Source organism: Streptomyces sp. NPDC054883, from assembly GCF_053610645.1.
This window is the reverse complement of sequence record NZ_JBSGYT010000023.1, coordinates 1-15,794: the sequence shown is the minus strand read 5'-3', so window position 1 is coordinate 15,794 and position 15,794 is coordinate 1. Positions and strand designations below refer to the sequence as shown.

At 72.4% G+C, this 15,794-nt stretch carries 16 protein-coding genes; 9 read left to right on the top strand and 7 right to left on the bottom strand.

All coding sequences use genetic code 11. The features are described 5' to 3' along the window. Positions 1 to 277: 277 nt before the first annotated feature. Positions 278 to 1,255: a sigma-70 family RNA polymerase sigma factor gene (locus ACWGH1_RS18480; RefSeq protein ID WP_453353492.1), complete on the top strand. Its 978-nt coding sequence runs from the start codon at positions 278 to 280 to the stop codon at positions 1,253 to 1,255. A gap of 132 nt (positions 1,256 to 1,387) precedes the next feature. Here the strand turns inward: ACWGH1_RS18480 and ACWGH1_RS18475 are convergent, their stop codons facing one another. Continuing rightward, the gene (locus ACWGH1_RS18475; RefSeq protein ID WP_453353493.1) at positions 1,388 to 2,338 is read right to left on the bottom strand and encodes a helix-turn-helix transcriptional regulator; all 951 of its coding nucleotides are present in this window, start codon (positions 2,336 to 2,338) and stop codon (positions 1,388 to 1,390) included. A gap of 62 nt (positions 2,339 to 2,400) precedes the next feature. Here ACWGH1_RS18475 and ACWGH1_RS18470 point away from each other — a divergent pair, with 62 nt between their 5' ends. Next, positions 2,401 to 3,936 (top strand): MFS transporter, encoded by a 1,536-nt coding sequence (locus tag ACWGH1_RS18470; RefSeq protein ID WP_453353494.1) that lies wholly within the window; start codon positions 2,401 to 2,403, stop codon positions 3,934 to 3,936. A 100-nt stretch (positions 3,937 to 4,036) separates the two neighbouring features. Here the strand turns inward: ACWGH1_RS18470 and ACWGH1_RS18465 are convergent, their stop codons facing one another. After that, positions 4,037 to 4,798, bottom strand: a complete 762-nt coding sequence (locus tag ACWGH1_RS18465) for a DUF6227 family protein (protein WP_453355871.1) — start codon at positions 4,796 to 4,798, stop codon at positions 4,037 to 4,039. A gap of 183 nt (positions 4,799 to 4,981) precedes the next feature. Here ACWGH1_RS18465 and ACWGH1_RS18460 point away from each other — a divergent pair, with 183 nt between their 5' ends. Beyond that, complete coding sequence (locus tag ACWGH1_RS18460; protein ID WP_453355870.1) at positions 4,982 to 5,653, top strand: vitamin K epoxide reductase family protein; 672 nt, start codon at positions 4,982 to 4,984, stop codon at positions 5,651 to 5,653. A 148-nt stretch (positions 5,654 to 5,801) separates the two neighbouring features. On the opposite strand, the gene ACWGH1_RS18455 is transcribed toward ACWGH1_RS18460, so the two are convergent. Then, the gene (locus tag ACWGH1_RS18455) at positions 5,802 to 6,212 is read right to left on the bottom strand and encodes a rodlin (protein ID WP_453355872.1); all 411 of its coding nucleotides are present in this window, start codon (positions 6,210 to 6,212) and stop codon (positions 5,802 to 5,804) included. A 340-nt stretch (positions 6,213 to 6,552) separates the two neighbouring features. On the opposite strand from ACWGH1_RS18455, the gene ACWGH1_RS18450 reads away from it, so the two are divergent. Both ACWGH1_RS18450 and ACWGH1_RS18445 read left to right on the top strand, forming a co-directional pair. Continuing rightward, the gene (locus ACWGH1_RS18450) at positions 6,553 to 7,041 is read left to right on the top strand and encodes a hypothetical protein (protein WP_453355869.1); all 489 of its coding nucleotides are present in this window, start codon (positions 6,553 to 6,555) and stop codon (positions 7,039 to 7,041) included. A gap of 179 nt (positions 7,042 to 7,220) precedes the next feature. Continuing rightward, complete coding sequence (locus ACWGH1_RS18445) at positions 7,221 to 7,463, top strand: chaplin (protein WP_453355868.1); 243 nt, start codon at positions 7,221 to 7,223, stop codon at positions 7,461 to 7,463. An 81-nt stretch (positions 7,464 to 7,544) separates the two neighbouring features. Here the strand turns inward: ACWGH1_RS18445 and ACWGH1_RS18440 are convergent, their stop codons facing one another. The 4 genes from ACWGH1_RS18440 to ACWGH1_RS18425 form a co-directional block, all read right to left on the bottom strand. After that, a complete protein-coding gene (locus ACWGH1_RS18440; protein WP_453355867.1) occupies positions 7,545 to 7,892 on the bottom strand; it encodes a hypothetical protein in 348 nt (115 codons plus the stop codon). A gap of 160 nt (positions 7,893 to 8,052) precedes the next feature. Next, positions 8,053 to 9,114 (bottom strand): chaplin, encoded by a 1,062-nt coding sequence (locus ACWGH1_RS18435; RefSeq protein WP_453355866.1) that lies wholly within the window; start codon positions 9,112 to 9,114, stop codon positions 8,053 to 8,055. 121 nt (positions 9,115 to 9,235) lie between these two features. After that, positions 9,236 to 9,469, bottom strand: a complete 234-nt coding sequence (locus tag ACWGH1_RS18430) for a chaplin (RefSeq protein ID WP_453408830.1) — start codon at positions 9,467 to 9,469, stop codon at positions 9,236 to 9,238. A 238-nt stretch (positions 9,470 to 9,707) separates the two neighbouring features. Continuing rightward, entirely contained in the window at positions 9,708 to 10,118 is a 411-nt protein-coding gene (locus tag ACWGH1_RS18425; RefSeq protein ID WP_453408829.1) for a rodlin, read from the bottom strand. A 396-nt stretch (positions 10,119 to 10,514) separates the two neighbouring features. Here ACWGH1_RS18425 and ACWGH1_RS18420 point away from each other — a divergent pair, with 396 nt between their 5' ends. From ACWGH1_RS18420 to ACWGH1_RS18405, 4 genes are all read left to right on the top strand, one after another. Beyond that, a complete protein-coding gene (locus ACWGH1_RS18420) occupies positions 10,515 to 11,633 on the top strand; it encodes a DUF3344 domain-containing protein (RefSeq protein ID WP_453356841.1) in 1,119 nt (372 codons plus the stop codon). A gap of 19 nt (positions 11,634 to 11,652) precedes the next feature. Beyond that, positions 11,653 to 12,906 (top strand): glycosyltransferase family 4 protein, encoded by a 1,254-nt coding sequence (locus ACWGH1_RS18415; RefSeq protein ID WP_453356840.1) that lies wholly within the window; start codon positions 11,653 to 11,655, stop codon positions 12,904 to 12,906. Further along, positions 12,903 to 14,408 carry an exopolysaccharide biosynthesis polyprenyl glycosylphosphotransferase gene (locus ACWGH1_RS18410; protein WP_453408828.1) on the top strand — a complete coding sequence of 502 codons (1,506 nt, stop codon included), beginning with the start codon at positions 12,903 to 12,905 and terminating at the stop codon, positions 14,406 to 14,408. The genes ACWGH1_RS18415 and ACWGH1_RS18410 overlap by 4 nt, the downstream gene beginning before the upstream one ends. 2 nt (positions 14,409 to 14,410) lie before the next feature. Next, a partial coding sequence (locus ACWGH1_RS18405; protein ID WP_453408827.1) for an O-antigen ligase family protein occupies positions 14,411 to 15,794 on the top strand: 1,384 nt, incomplete at its 3' end.

Here is a 15,794-nt window from a genome sequence, read left to right as displayed (position 1 = left end):
GCCGGCTTCGGCACCGGCCCTGACCTGCACCTCTACCGGCTCTTGCGGCACCGCCCCGCGCCCCCCGTGGCCGGGGGAGGCGGGGCAGGATACTGCAAGATCCGGAAAATGAGGGGACCTCGTGGGAATTCTGTCCTGATTCCAGTCGTTGTTTCCTTCGGAAGCGGGCACTCGGGAGAGTGTCCGAAGGACGCGTCGACGGCGCCGCACCTCTCGCAGCCGAGGCGTCCGGCAGCCACACCGCGACCGAAATCCATCGCATCGCAAGGGAGCACGCATGGCAACCCGCGCCGTCGCCCGCAGTCAGTCCACGGGCAGTGCCCGCGCCGCGGGCGGCGAGATCGCCGACCGCGACCTGGTCGGCATGTACCTGGACGAGATCGCGCGCACCCCCCTGCTCGACGCGGCCAAGGAAGTGGAGCTGTCGCAGATCATCGAGGCGGGCATCTACGCCCGGCAGATCCTCGACGGTGCGATAGAGCGCTCCGGGGAGACCCCGGCGCGCGAGGAACTGGAAGCCCTGGCGGCCGAGGGAGAGCGCGCCAAGGAAGTCTTCATCCGCTCCAACCTCCGCCTGGTCGTGGCCGTCGCCCGCCGCTACCCGCGCAGCGGGCTCCCGCTGCTCGACCTGATCCAGGAGGGCAACGCCGGCCTGGTCCGCGCGGTCGAGAAGTTCGACTACACCAAGGGATTCAAGTTCTCCACGTACGCCACGTGGTGGATCCGCCAGGCCATCACCCGCTCCATCGCCGACCAGTCCCGCACCATCCGCCTCCCCGTCCACCTGGTCGAGGAGCTCGGCCGGATCCGCCGGATCCAGCGCGAGTTCAACCGGGAGAACGGGCGCGACCCGGAGCACGCGGAGATCGCCGCCGAGCTGGACTCGACGGAGAAGCGCGTCGGCGACGTACTGGACTGGGCGCGCGACCCGGTCAGCCTCAACATGTCCGTCGACGACGAGGGCGACACCCAGTTCGGGGACCTGCTGGAGGACACCTCGGCGACCTCCCCGGAACAGTCCGTGCTCTCCCTGCTGCGCAGCGAGGAGCTGGAGGACCTGCTCGGCAAGCTCGACCAGCGCACCGCGTCGATCATCAAGATGCGGTACGGGATCGAGGACGGACGCGAGCGCACGCTGACCGAGGTCGGCAAGCAGCACGGCCTGACCCGGGAGCGGATCCGGCAGATCGAGAAGCACGCGCTGCTGGAGCTGAAGCGGATGGCGCGCGACACCGGCTTCGACGCCGTGGCCTGAGCGGCACGCGGAAGACGGAGCCCCCCGAACGAGCCCCCGGTGCCTATCCCCCCCAGGCGCCGGGGGCTCCCCGCTGTCCGCAACCCCTCCCCGCCGCCGGAAGGCACTGGCGCCCGGCCCCGCGCCCCCGCCTCACGCCCCGGCGGGGCTGGATCCCGCCAGCCGCGCGCCCAGCACACGCGCGGCTTCCGCGAGGGCCGGCGGGGTGTGCACCGTGAAGTCGAATCCGGTCAGGGCCAGCCGGGCCGCCAGCCATTCCGGCGCGTCCCCGCTCTCGAACCGCACCCGGCAGCCCTCCGCCACCGGCGCCCCGTCCCCCCGCAGCCAGCCCGGCAGCGCCTCGGCCGGCGCCGCGAAGACCACCTCCACCGCGTAGGTCTGCGTCCCCCGCAGCCCCCGCCGCACGAACTCCGCCGCGTCCACCGGGAGCGCCCGCGGAGCGAACCGGGCGCCCGTCGCCAACGGATCGCCGACCCGGTCCACCCGGAAGGTCCGCCAGTCCTCCCGGTCCAAGTCGTACGCCACGAGGTACCAGCGGCTCCCCGTGCTCACCAGCCGGTACGGCTCCACCAGCCGCCGCGACTCCACCCCGTCGCGCGCCCGGTAGGCGAACCGGAGCCGCTCCGGCCCCGCCACCGCCGCCGCCATCGTCGTCAGGGTCCGCGGATCCACGCTCGCGCCGTCGCCGCGGGTCACCGCCACCGTGGCCGACTGCAGCGCGCCCACCCGGCGCCGCAGCCGGGCCGGCAGCACCTGCTCCAGCTTCGCGAGGGCCCGTACGGACGCCTCGTCCACCCCTTCGATGGCGTGCCCGGCGCCCGCCCGCAGCCCCACCGCGATCGCCACCGCCTCCTCGTCGTCCAGCAGCAGCGGCGGCATCGCCGCGCCCGCCACCAGCCGGTACCCGCCCTCCGACCCCAGCGTGGCCTCCACCGGGTACCCCAGCTCCCGCAGCCGCTCGATGTCCCGCCGGATGGTCCGGGCGCTCACGCGCAGCCGCTCGGCCAGCTCGCTGCCCGGCCACTCGCGCGGGGTCTGGAGCAGGGAGAGCAGAGTGAGCAGCCGCCCGGGAGTGTCGTTCATGACACCAGGCTGCCAGGGAACTAGGACATCATCCGACCTATATCCCGTCTAGGTTTCTCCCCATGAGCACCGAGACAGCCCAGACATCGCCCGAAAGAGAGAACGGGCCCGTACAAGAAGAGCGGATCGAGACCCTCCACGACGACACGAGCAGCAGCTCACCCGCCGACCGCCGCCGGTGGCTGGCGCTCGCCATCGTGATGACCGCGGCCTTCATGGACCTGGTCGACGTCACGATCGTCAACATCGCGATACCGAGCATGCGAGCGGACTTCGGCGCCTCCACCAGCGCCATCCAGTGGATCACCGCCGGATACGCCCTCGCCTTCGCCGCCGGCCTGATCACGGGCGGCCGTCTCGGTGACATCTACGGCCGCAAGCGCCTCTTCCTCGTCGGCATCGCCGGCTTCACCGCCGCCTCGGCGCTCTGCGGCATCGCCGCCAACCCCTCGGTGCTCGTCGCCTCCCGCATCCTCCAGGGCGGTATGGCGGCGATGATGGTGCCGCAGGTGCTCGCGATCATCCACGTCACCTTCCCGCCCCACGAGCGCGGCAAGGTCTTCGGCATGTTCGGCGCGATCGTCGGCCTCGGCGCCGTCTCGGGCCCGATGCTGGGCGCGCTGCTCACCGAGTGGAACCTCTTCGGCCTCGAATGGCGTCCGATCTTCCTGATCAACCTGCCGGTCGGCATCGCGGGCGTGATCCTCGGCGTCAAGTTCATCACCGAGTCCAAGGCCCCCAAGGCGCTCCGGCTCGACCTGGTCGGCGTCGTGCTCGCCACGCTCGCCCTGATCATGCTGATCTTCCCGCTGACGCACGGCCGTGAGAACGACTGGCCGCTGTGGGGCTTCGTCTGCATGGCGGCCGCGCCGCTCCTCTTCGCCGGCTTCATCGCGTACGAGAAGTACAAGATCCGCACGGACGGCTCGCCGCTGGTGGAGCTCTCCCTCTTCAGGATCAAGAGCTTCGCGGGCGGCATCGCCGTACAGCTGACCTTCGGCATCGCGACCGGCATCTTCTTCCTGGTCTGGACGCTCTACATGCAGATGGGCCTAGGCTGGACCCCGCTGCGCGCGGGCACCACCGGGATCCCCTTCTCGATCGCCGTCTCGGCGGCCGCCGGCATGTCCGTCCAGAAGCTCGTGCCGCGCTTCGGCCGCAAGGTCCTCCAGGCGGGCGCGCTGACCATGGCCGCGGGTCTGCTCCTCTACATCTGGGAGTCCGCCCACTACGGCATGCAGATCGCCTCCTGGCAGATGGCGGCCCCCCTCGTCGTGATGGGCGCCGGCATGGGCCTGATCGTGGCGCCGCTCACCGACACCGTGCTCTCCCAGGTGCCGCGCGAACACGCCGGCTCCGCTTCCGGCCTGATCAACACCACCGGCCAGATGGGCAACGCCCTGGGCCTGGGCCTCACGTCCGTCGTCTTCTTCGGGATGATCGACGACGACACGGCCTACGGAGCCCCGTACGTCGAGGCCTTCCGCGGCGCGCTGTGGTGGGTCGTGGCGGTCCTGGTCGTGATCTTCGCGGTGATGTTCATGCTGCCGCGCAAGCAGGTCCCGATGGGGGAGCGCGAGGGCGCCGACGCCGCCTGAGCGCCGTACCCGACGGGCGCGTCCGCCTTGGGGCGGACGCGCCGGTTCCGGTTTTCCGCGGCCGGACGGGCGTACGTCCGCCCCTCCGCGCGCCGGTACGTCAGCGGACCCGGGCGCGCGCTTCCATCGCCTCGCGCGCCGAGGCCTCGCTCTCGTACACCTCGCACATGTGGCGGCCGTCCGGCGTGGCCGTGTGCTCGACCTCCCACAGGCTCAGCTCGCTGCCGTCGACCAGTACGAACGCGTGCTCGTACAGGGTGAATCCCACCCCCCGCCCGTCCGACTGCCACTGCCGGCCGCCGAACGCCTGGGTGATCTGGTGCGCGTACGCCGAGCGCAGGCGCAGCGCCACCCCCTCTCCGGGCCGGTCCGCGTTCTCCGCGCGCCGCAGCACCCGGCGGGCGTGGTCGGCGGACTGCTCCACCGTGTACTCCCGGTGCGGGGTGGGCGCCGGGGTCGCGAACAGGGCGCTCAGCGCGGCCGCTTCGTCTTCCGGCCCGGCGCCCGTGGGCGCCAGGTCCCGCGCCACCTGGGAGGGGACCACGCCGAACAGGCGGGCGACCGCCAGGCAGAGCTCGGACCGGCCGGCGAAGAGCTCGTACCGCACGACCCGGTCGTCCTGCCGGCGGTAGACCAGCTCCCAGAGCGATTCCGCCCCGCCGTCCGCCAGGAGGTAGGTGTGCCGGTGGGTCTCCCGCCACAGCCCCGCCGACGGGCTGTGATGGGTGGTGTGCAGCGAAGAACTGTGGGCGAGCGCCGTACGCAGGCGCCCGACCAGCCGGTCCGGCAGGTCGAAGGAGTTCAGGGCGCGGCCCAGGAGTCGATCGAGGTGGGCCTCGGTTGTCTCGTACGGATCGCTCAAGGTGGGTCTCCAGGCCGTCGCAGCTTGTCACTTCGCGGAAGCACAACGTAGCCCCTGGCACTGACATCACGTCCGGGATTCGTTAAAACGTCCGGGAAGCATCGGGGGTTCCCGCCACCCCTTCAGGGCAACTTGCCTACGTCTGGGTACGGTTGGCCCCGGTCTGCGGCGGAGCGCGGGACTATGGGCGGCATGGCAACGAACGGAACGGCACCCGACAGCACCACAACCGCCCCGATGGGCCTCCCGCGCCAACAGGACCGCTCCAGACGGACCGGGGACGAAGGCACCGGCACCTTCCCGGGGTTGGCGTGGTTGCTCGTCCTCACCGGAGCCGCCGGACTGCTCGCCTCCTGGGTGATCACCCTCGACAAGTTCCTCTTGCTGGAAGACCCGTCCTTCAAACCCGCCTGCAGTCTCAACCCCGTGGTTTCCTGCGGCAGCGTGATGCGGAGCGAGCAGGCGCAGGCCTTCGGCTTCCCCAACCCCATGCTGGGGCTGGTCGCCTACGGGATCGTCGTCTGCGCGGGCGCGGGCCTGCTCGCCGGGGCCCGCTACCGGGGCTGGTTCTGGCTCGGACTGAACGCCGGAATGTTCTTCGGCACCGGCTTCTGCACCTGGTTGATGGTCCAGTCCCTCTACGAGATCAACGCGCTGTGCCTGTGGTGCTGTCTGACCTGGGCGGCGACGCTGCTGATGTTCTGGGCGGTCACCGCGCACAACGTCCGTACGAGCACGGCCCCCGGCCCGCTGCGCGCGTTCTTCGCCGAGTTCGGCTGGGCCCCGCCCGCCCTGCACCTCGGGGTGATCGGGATGCTGATCCTCACCCGGTGGTGGGACTTCTGGACGGGCTGAGCCCGTCCACGCGCGAGGGCCCCGGCAGCTGGAGGCTGCCGGGGCCCTCGTCACATCACACACCGCATCGCTTCGACCGCGTCACAGCGTCGCTCCACGGGCGCGGGGCCCGGACCCTACGGCCGGTCAAGCCGCCGGGGAACGACGCTCAGCTGCCGTTGGAGAGGTTGCCGGACAGGACCGGGATGTTGTCCAGGATGTGCGAGAGCGGCTCGTCGCCCTTGGCCTGGGTGGAGTTCTCGGTGCACTGCTGGTTCTGCGGGTTGGACAGGACGTTGATGTCCTGGATACCGATGTTGACCAGGGCCAGGATCGACTGCACGTTGGCCTTGACCGGCAGGCCGATGCAGGGCTTGTTGAGCGTGCCCTGGACCAGGCCGAGCTGCGGGCTCATGGGGCCCTCGGTCTTCTGGTTGCCGTAGATCTGGGTCGCCCCGTTGCCGTTGACGGTGTTGATCCCGTTGTCGTTGCCGATGGCCATGGCCGGGGCCGCGACAGCAGCGCCCGCGCCGACGGCGGCGGCGGTGACCGCGGCAGCAGTCATGATCTTCTTGAGCATCATTGGTCCTTTTGTCGCACGAGTGCCCGCTAGTGGAGCGCCCTGATCAACTGCCTTCCGCGGGGTTGGTTCCGCTGCTTCACTCAAACGGCCCGCTCGGCGGAGCGCATTTCCCCGGCCCGGGTGAGGGGATCCCGGACGTGTGCGCGAAGTCCGTACGCAGCGCGCAGGGACGACCGGGGCGGACGCGCCCGGCGACCGGCGCGGACGGCGCGCCCGGGGCCGTCGCCGAGAGAGCCGTCCGTGGCGCTCCGGTTGCGCTCCGTGCAAGGTGTTCGCACGGTGGGTAGGGAAGTGGATCGTTGGGGTCCACTTCTGTGCGACCACCGTAAGGAAGCCCATGCGCACGAAGCCGTTCCGCACCCGAGTCCTTGTCCCGTCGGCCCTCGCCGCCGCCATACTCGCCGGCGCGGCAGCCCCTGCGGGCGCCGCGGGCGGTGACACTTCCGCCGCGCTCACCCGTCGGGTCGCGGCCGTACAGCAGCAGGTCCAGGCGGTCGAGACCAAGGCCGCGGCCGGTCCGGTCGACGATCTCCTCGCCGGTCTCATCAAGACGCTGCAGGACCTGCTCAAGTCGCTGACGGGTCTGCTCCCGGCCGGGGTGACGCTGCCGCCGATCGAGCTGCCGAAGCTGCCGACGCTGCCGGAGATCCCCGGGCTGCCGACGCTCCCGACGCTCCCGACGCTGCCGGTCGAAGCCCCCAAGAAGACCCCGTCCGGCTCCGTCCCGGCGGTACCCGCCAACCCGGCAGTGCCGCCGGCGGCGAGTCCGGCCAAGCCGCCGGCCGACCTGATCCCCGAGATCCCCGACGTGCCCGACCTTCCCTGAGGGCACGACGGGCCGGGGCGGGGCGGCGGAGCAGCGGCCGGGAGCACGTGCGGAGTACGACCATTGGGCTGAACAGGTCTGATCTCGCCCGTACCCGTGTCGTTCGGGAACCAGAACCGTTTCGCTCGACGTGAGCCCCACGAATCGGGGCAGGACGTCGAAGAGAAGGTGCACTTCCCATGAACTCTGCTGCCAAGAAGGCCGCTGTGGCCCTGGCCTCCGCTGGTCTCGCTGTGGCCGGTGCCGCCGGCGCTGCCTCCGCCGACTCCCTGGCCGAGGGCGCGGCCGTGGGTTCCCCCGGTGTCCTCTCGGGCAACCTGGCCCAGGTTCCGGTCCACGTCCCGGTCAACGTCTGCGGTAACTCCGTCAACGTCATCGGCGCGCTGAACCCGGCGTTCGGCAACGTCTGCGTCAACGACTGACGTCGGTACATCCGACTGTGGGCGCCCCGGCCTCGCCGGTGGCGCCCACAGTCATGCCGGGACCGGGCCGGTCCGGTCGGCTCAGTTGGCCCCACCGTTGAGGTGGACGCCGCCGAGCATCGGGGTCGCCTGGGTCGCCCCGTCCGCGAGCTTCATCACCTCGCCGGGCGCGTCGTTGCGGACCTTGTTGACGCTCTGCACGGTGCCGACGACCTTGCCCACGGTGTCGCCCTGCTCGGCCAGGGCGTTGCCCGCGGTCTGGGGGAGCGCCTCGGAGACCGGGTTGACGGCGTTCAAGGTCTCCGTCACCCCGCCCGTCAAGCTCATGGGGGGCATCGCGGCCGCCGTCTCGGCGGCGAAGGCGGGAGCGGTGGCGGCGAGGGCGGCGACGGAGCCGGCGACGACAGCGGCGACCTTGGTGAACTTCATTGTTTCGAAATCCTTTTCCAGCGGCGACCGTCGCGCCGCTTTCGACCTGGCTAACGATTCCCGGCGGATACGGAAACGCGCGAGCGAACACGGCGACGGCCGGAGAATCCGAACAAGGGATTCTCCGGCCGATATTTATTCTGATTACCGGTATTGCCGCTCAGGCGGCGGACCGGGACCGCCGGTAGAGAATGGCGCCGCCCAGGACCAGCGCCGCGGCGAGCGCCGCCGCGGCTCCGGGCTGGCCGGCTCCGGTGGCGGCCAGTTCCGGGGCGCGGACCTGCGGTTGGGCCACGGCGGGGGCGGGGGCGGGGGCCGGCGCGGGAGCCGGTGCGGGGAGCACATGGACCGGGGTGTCGCCGGCGGGGGCGGCCGGCGGCTGGTCGGCGGGGCGGACCACTTCCGGCGCGGGCGCCGGGGCCGACCGCTCCACGACCCGGCTGCCGTGCGGCGGGCCGGAGTCCTCCTCGACCGGAGCCGGGAGGGTGTGCGGCGCCTCGTCGACCGGGGCGGGCAGGGTGTGCGCCTCCTCCTCGACGGGGGCGGGCGCGGGCGGTGCGGGGTGCGCGGCCCGGGGGTGGTCGTCGCACTCCTCCTCGTCCCGGCTCCCGCCGGAACCCGAACCGCCGTAGCCGTCCTCGTGCGAGACCTCGTGCCGGGGGCCTGCGGGTCCGTGGGCCTCGTGCTGCGGCACCTGGTGCACGGGAGCCCCATGACGCGGGGTCTCGTGGCGCGGCATCTCCTGCTGCGGGGCTTCGTGCTGCGGTGCCTCGTGCTGGGGGGCTTCGTGCTGCGGCGCCGCGTGGCGGGGCGCGTGGTGCCGGGGCGCCTCCTCGGGCCGTTCTTCCTCGTGCCGCTGGCGGGGCAGCGCGTGGCGCCCCTGCCGCTCGTCGAGGTAGCGCTCGAAGGCCTCGGCGTGCTCGGGGCTCAGGTGGCGCTGGTAGTCGAAGCCGGCGTCGGATCCGGTGGTGGTGGCGCAGGTGTTGCCGAACGCCGGGTTCAGCGCCGCACCCCCGTCCACGCTGTTGCCGCAGACGTTCGGGGCGAAGGTGATCGGTACCGAGATGCTGTTGCCGGACGCCACACCCGGCGAGTGCGCGGCTTCGGCCATCGCCCCGGGGTATGCGTAGGCCGCGCCGGTCGCGATCGACAGCAGGCTCGAAGCGGCCGCCGCCGTGAGCACCCCCTTGCCCAGTACCTGTCGGCTCAGTACCTGTCGCATGGGTCCTTCCCTGTCTACCGGCACTCTCGCCGGTGCTGAATCGAAGTGGCCTCGGAGTGCACCGCCGTGCACTCCGAGGCCACTGGCGAGGAGGTGTGCCCTTGCGGGCGCAAGCGCTTCGTCAGTCGTTGACGCAGACGTTGCCGAACGTGGGGTTCAGCAGCGCGATCACGTTGACGGTGTTGCCGCAGACGTTGACCGGGACGTGCACCGGGACCTGCACGAGGTTGCCGGAGAGGACACCGGGGGACCCGATGGCCGCGCCCTCGGCACCCGCGTCGGCCATGGCGGGAGAGGCGGCACCGGCGGCCATCAGAACGCCGGCGGCCAGCACCACTGCCTTCTTGTACGTCATTTGTTTTCGATCCTTTCCTGCAGGGGCGTATCCACTGCGAAATTAACAACGAGTGGGTCCGGGAAAAGAAACCGGGTATTTCCGGACGGGGTCGGTTGTTTCACTCCGATGCCCCGTTCCCGAATTCACCGGCGGTTTAGCGGGGGCGGGATGCGCCGGGCGGAATGCCGGGCCGCACAAGCGGCGGGGCCGCCGCCACCCGAAGGTGCGGCGGCCCCGTCCCCGGCGCGGGGTGCGGTCAGCTGCCGGCGGAGACGTTGCCGGAGAGGATCGGGATGTTGTCCAGGATGTGCGAGAGCGGCTCGTCGCCCTTGGCCTGGGTGGAGTTCTCGGTGCACTGCTGGTTCTGCGGGTTGGACAGGACCGGGATGTCCTGGACGCCGACGTTGACCAGGGCGAGGATCGACTGCACGTTGGCCTTGGCCGGCAGGGCGATGCAGGGCTTGTTGAACGAGCCCTGGATCAGCGCCATCTGCGGGCTCATGTTGCCGTAGGTGGCCTGGTTGCCGTAGATCTGCGAGGCGCCGTTGCCGTTGACGGTGTTGATGCCGTTGTCGTTGCCGATGGCCATCGCCTGGGGCGCCATGGCGGCACCAAGACCCACGACGGAGGCGGCAACCGCTGCGCCGGCCGCAAACTTCTTGATCATTGTCGTCCCTTTTTTGCAGGATTGCCCGTTACTTGGAGCACCCGGATCAACGGCGCGGTCCCGGCTCGGGTTGCGTGTCTTCACCCGGATGCCGAAGTTTCGGACATCACGGTTGACGTCGGGCGTTGACGCGGGTGGTTGCCGAACGAGGGCCGAGGGCGGCGACGGCGCCGACGGCGGGGCCGTCCGGTTCGCCCGGACGGGCGAGTCCGCGGTCATCTCCGCTTTTCCCTTTCGGTTCGAACAATGGTGCACCCGCATAACGACCCGCCCGCCCCGGGGGTGCGTGTTATCGCCCAAAAGGCCGTACGAGCGAGTCCCGCGTGATTTCAGCCCTGATTTCTGACAAAGTTCACTCCTGTTTTGTCCCCTTGATCGAAAATAGGAGGCAGGGTCATGGGTTCCCCCCGAAGAATCCTCGGCGCGCTCGGTCTGCTGTCCTGCCTCGTGCTTTCGGTGAACGTCCCCGTGGCCGGCGCCGCCGCGCCCGCCGCAGCGGAAACGGTCGCCGTCAGGGAGCTGCCCCGGGTTCCCTTCACCCAGCGCTACCAAGCGGTGCAGCACGGCGGGCTGGTCCGCGCCTCGAACTCCGCGATCACCTGCCGCAAGGAGGAGGCCCCGCAGGCGGAGCCGTGTCCGGACGTCAAGCGCGGCGCGTCGGGGGTCAACAGCGACTACGACATGTTCTACACGGAGGTCGACAAGGACCCCGACACGTACAACTCCACCCGTGCGGAGCTCAAGATCCCGCAAGGGGCGAAGGTCTCGTACGCCCGGCTGTACTGGGGCGGGAACCTGCGCGTCGGCGAGCAGAAGCCGCCGGAGGACAGTGCCCGGGTGCTGGTCGCCGAGCCGGGCGGCGCCTACAGGGAAGTGCTGGCGGACACCGTGGTCGGGCACCGGACCGACGACGCGAGCGATGCCTACCAGGCCTCGGCCGACGTCACCCCGCTGGTCCGCAAGGGCGGGACCGGGATGTGGACGGTCGCCCAGCTGAACATCGCCATGGGCCGCTCGGAGGTGGGCGCCTGGGGCGGCTGGACGCTCGTCGCGGCGTACGAGCAACCGCAGGAGCCGCTGCGCCGGGTTTCGCTGTGGGACGGCTTCGAGGTGCTCGCGGCCGGGGCGGGCGCGGCGGCCGGCGAGACGGTGGAGCTGGCCGGGCTGAACGCGCCGGCGGGGTCCTCGGGCCGGGTCGGGGTGGTCGCGTACGACGGGGACCGGGGGAACCTCGGGGACTCGCTCACGGTGACCGCCGACAGCGGCCGCCGGGTGAGCATCAGCGATTCGGAGAATCCGTTCAATGACGTCATGAATTCCACCATCACGGAATTCGGCCAGGCTTCGTCCGTACGACAGCCTGAATATATGAATAATCTCGGATACGACGCGGACGTGTTCGATCTGAGCCCCGCCCTGTCCGGTGGCGCCCGCAGTCTGAGCTTCAAGTTCACGGGCGAAAGCCAGGGGCAATTCCTCGGCGTGCTCTTCGTTCAGACAGACGCGCGCCGCTGAACGCAGGAGACCACTCCACGTGCCGACACATCGTTCGACAGCACAGTCCCCGCACCCGCCCACCGAGCCGTTCACCGTCCTCCACCTGGTCCAGCCCGTCGACGGCGGGGTCGCCCGGGTCGTCACCGACCTGGTACGGGCCCAGTCCGCCGCCGGGCTGCGCGTCGTCGTCGGCTGCCCCGGGGGCGGACAGCTCGGCGAGGCGGCCCGGGACGCCGGGGCCGAGGTCCACACCTGGCACGCGGGACGCTCCCCCGGACCGGCCCTGCCCGCCGAAGTCCTCGGCGCCGTACGGCTGGTCCGCCGCGTCCGCCCCGACCTGCTGCACGCGCACAGCGCAAAGGCCGGCCTCGCCGGACGGCTCGCCGTGCGGGGCTCCCTGCCCACCGTCTTCCAGCCCCACGCCTGGTCCTTCGACGCGGTCGGCGGGGCCACCGCCGCGCTCGCGCTGCGCTGGGAGCGGTTCGGGGCCCGCTGGGCCGACCGGGTGCTCTGCGTCAGCGAAGCGGAACGCCGGGCCGGGGAGTCTGAGGGGGTCGGTGCCCGCTGGTCGGTGATCCGCAACGGCGTGGACCTGTCCCACTTCCGTCCCGGCCGGCAGGAGGACCGGGCCGGCGCGCGCGCCGGACTGCCGCTGCCCGCCGACTTCCGGGGCCGGGGGCCGCTGGCCGTGTGCGTCGGACGGCTCTGCCCGCAAAAGGGCCAGGACATCCTGCTCCGGGCCTGGCCGGAGGCGCTGGGGACGGTCCCGGACGCCCGGCTGGTGCTGGTCGGCGACGGCCCCGACGGCGAAGCACTGCGTCGCGCCGCGCCGCCCGGCGTGCACTTCGCCGGATCCGCCGCCGACATCCGACCGTGGCTTCGGGCCGCCGACATCGTTGTACTGCCGTCGCGGTGGGAAGGAATGGCACTCGCCCCGCTCGAAGCCATGGCCTGCGGCCGCCCGGTCCTGGTCTCCGACGTCAGCGGTGCCCGGGAGAGCCTGCCGCCCGGCCAGGGACGGCTGTGCCTGGTGCCTGCGGAAGACCCGACGGCCCTGGCCAAGGCCCTGGGACGGCTGCTGGCCGAACCGCGGCTGCTCACCGAACTGGGGGAGCAGGCCGGGCAGCACGCCCGGACCGAGTTCGACGTGCGGCGGACCGCGGACGCGGTCACCGGCCTGTACCGCGAACTGCTGGGCAGGCCCGCCCCCTCGCCCAGCCGGGGGGACTCGCCCCACGGCTCCGCCGGGGGGACCCCCAAGCCCTCGAACATGGAGCGCATCAGCCGATGACGATGGACAGCGCACCCGCCCGGCACACCGGGCAGAGCGGCACGGGGCCCGCCGGCGGCACCACCGCCGTCCGCCGTGCCGTGACCGCCATCCACCCCCCGCGCCGGCCCAAGGCCGAGCAGGCCCGGCCCGCCGTCCGGCCGCAGCGGGCCCGGCGCGGCGACGGGAACCTCCCGCTGCTGACCGCTGACGCGCTGGCCGCCGTACTCACCGCGACGGCGGTACCCGGTCTGGGACTCACCGGTGAACTCGTGGCCCCACTCGCCGTACTGGTCACCGCGCTGCACGCGCAGGCCGGGCTCTACCGGCCCCGGCTCGCGCCCTCCGCCCTGCGCGAACTGCCCGCGCTGGCCGGGCGCGCCGCCGTGCTGTGGTGCGGCGCCGCCGCCGTGCTGGCCGCCGTCCGGCCGGGGCAGGCGCTCGGGTGGGAGGTGCTGCTGAGCGCCCTGTGCGTGCAGACCGCACTGGCCTGCGCGGGCCGCGGGCTGGTCAACCAGCTCCGTCGCCGGGCGGCCGTGCGCAGACCCTGCTCCGCGCTGGTCGTCGGGCGCGGGGCGGGCGCCGGCGCCGTCGCCGCCGCCCTGCACGGGCGGCGCGAATACGGGCTCCGGCCGGTCGGGATCGCCGACACCGGCTCCGCGCCCGACGTGAAGAGCGGCCCGCTGCCGGTGCTCGCCACCCACGAGGACGTCCGGCGCGCCGTCATCCAGAACTCGGTCCGGCACGCCGTGTTCACCCGGCCGCCCGAGGCCGACGAACGCACCGCCTCGCTGGTCCGGCTCTTCCACGACCACGGCTGCCGGCTCTGGCTCGCCGATCCCGCCGGGACCGCGAAGGTCACCGGCATGCGGGTGGCCGAGCCCGCGGACCAGCTGTGGGGATACGCCGTACAGCCGCTGCTGCCCCGGCCCGCCCGGCCGCTGGAGCGGCACGCGAAGCGGATCATCGACTCCTCGCTCGCCGCGGCCGCGCTGCTGGCCGCCGCTCCCGTGATGGGCGCCTGCGCCCTGGCCGTACGGCTCTCCGACGGACCGGGGGTGATCTTCCGCCAGGAACGCGTCGGCCTGTACGGACGGCCCTTCACGCTGCTCAAGTTCCGCACCCTGAGCGCCGACGCGCACGAGTCCGCCACCCGGTGGACCGTCGCCGGGGACCGCCGGATGAGCCCGATCGGCTCCTTCCTGCGCAAGTCCTCGCTGGACGAGCTGCCGCAGCTGTGGAACGTGGTTCGGGGTGACATGAGCCTGGTCGGGCCGCGCCCCGAGAGGCCCTTCTTCGTCGCGAAGTTCAGCACCGTCCACCCCGGCTACGAGGCCCGGCACCGGATGCCGGTCGGGATCACCGGGCTCGCGCAGATCAACGGCCTGCGGGGGGACACCTCCATCGAGGACCGGGCCCGCTTCGACAACCACTACATCGACACCTGGTCGCTGTGGCAGGACCTGTGGATCCTGGCCCGGACCGCGGCCTCCTTCTTCCGTTTCCGGCTGGGAGGCAGCTGAGCATGACCCTCGCCGTATCGAACTCCCGCCCCCGGGGCCGCCCGTACGGCGGCCGCCCGTACGCCCGTCGGGTGCTGCGCCGGCACTGGCCGCTGCTGCCGCTGGCCGCGACCGTCCTGCTGCTGCTCGCCCCGCTGCCCGCGGGCGACGCGAGCACCTCCGGCAAGGTCGGGCCGGCCGACGCCGCCTCGCTGCTGCTCGTGGCCGTCTGCGCGCTGCGGGCCCTCCAGGGCCGGGTCCGGCCGCTGAGCCCGCTGGGCGCCCTGGTCCTCGGAGTGCCCGCGGTGGGCCTCGCGGTGGCCACGGTCACGGCCGGCGACCCGTACGCGGCCCTGCCGGGGTTCGTGCGCTACCTCCAGGTCTTCGTGCTGGTCCCGGCGGCGATCGTGCTCCTGGTGCGGGACGCCGGGGAGTTCCGGCTGGCCGCGGGGTGCTTCGTGGTGCTGGCGCTGGTGCAGGGCGCCCTGGGGGTCGTCCAGTTCGTCACCCACACCGGTGCTTCCTACCAGGGCGCCGACATCCGGGCCGTGGGCACCTTCGGCCCGGGCGACGTCATGGGCATGGCCACGGTCGTCGCGTACGGGCTGGTCGTGGCGACCGCCGCGGCCCTGGCGCCGGGGCTGCCGGGCCGGGTCCGGCGGATGGCGGCCGGCTGCGCGGCGGCCCTGACGGTGCCGCTGGTGCTGTCGTTCAGCCGGGGCGCGTGGATCGCGACGGCCGGCGCGGCGGTGCTGGTGATGGTGCTGGCCGGGATCCGGCGGGCGCTCAAGGCGGTCGTGGCGCTGACGGCGGTGGGCGTGGTGCTGGTGGGCGGGTTCGGGGTGGGCTCCGAGATGGTCACCGAGCGGCTGACCTCGATCACCCAGGTCTCCGACGCCCCCGACCAGTCGGTCACCGACCGGTACACGATGTGGGCCGCCGCCGAGTCGATGTGGCGGGAACGGCCGGCCGCCGGGGTGGGGCTCAAGGGCTTCCCCGCCAACCGGGACGGCCATTCGTCACTGGCGCTGTCCTCGGGCAGCGACACCGCGGGCGCCGGCCAGGCCTTCGTCAAGCAGCCGCTGCTCTCCCCGCACAACATGTACCTGCTGGTGCTGAGCGAGCAGGGACTGATCGGGCTGACCGCGCTGGCGGGCGGCTGGGCCGTGCTGCTGGCCGCCGGCCTGCGCCGGTACGCGGCGGGCGGTGAACGCGGCCTGCGGGACTGCGGGCTGATCGCGGTCGGGCTGCTCGCGTGGCAGCTGACCGACTTCCTCTACGCCGACATCGGGGGGCCGTCGACCGTGCTGACCGGAGTGATCATCGGGCTGGCCGCGTGGTGGGCCCTGCCGTCCGAAGCCGGGGGTGTCGCCGCCGTGCTCCCGGCCCGGCCCGGCCCCGAGGGGC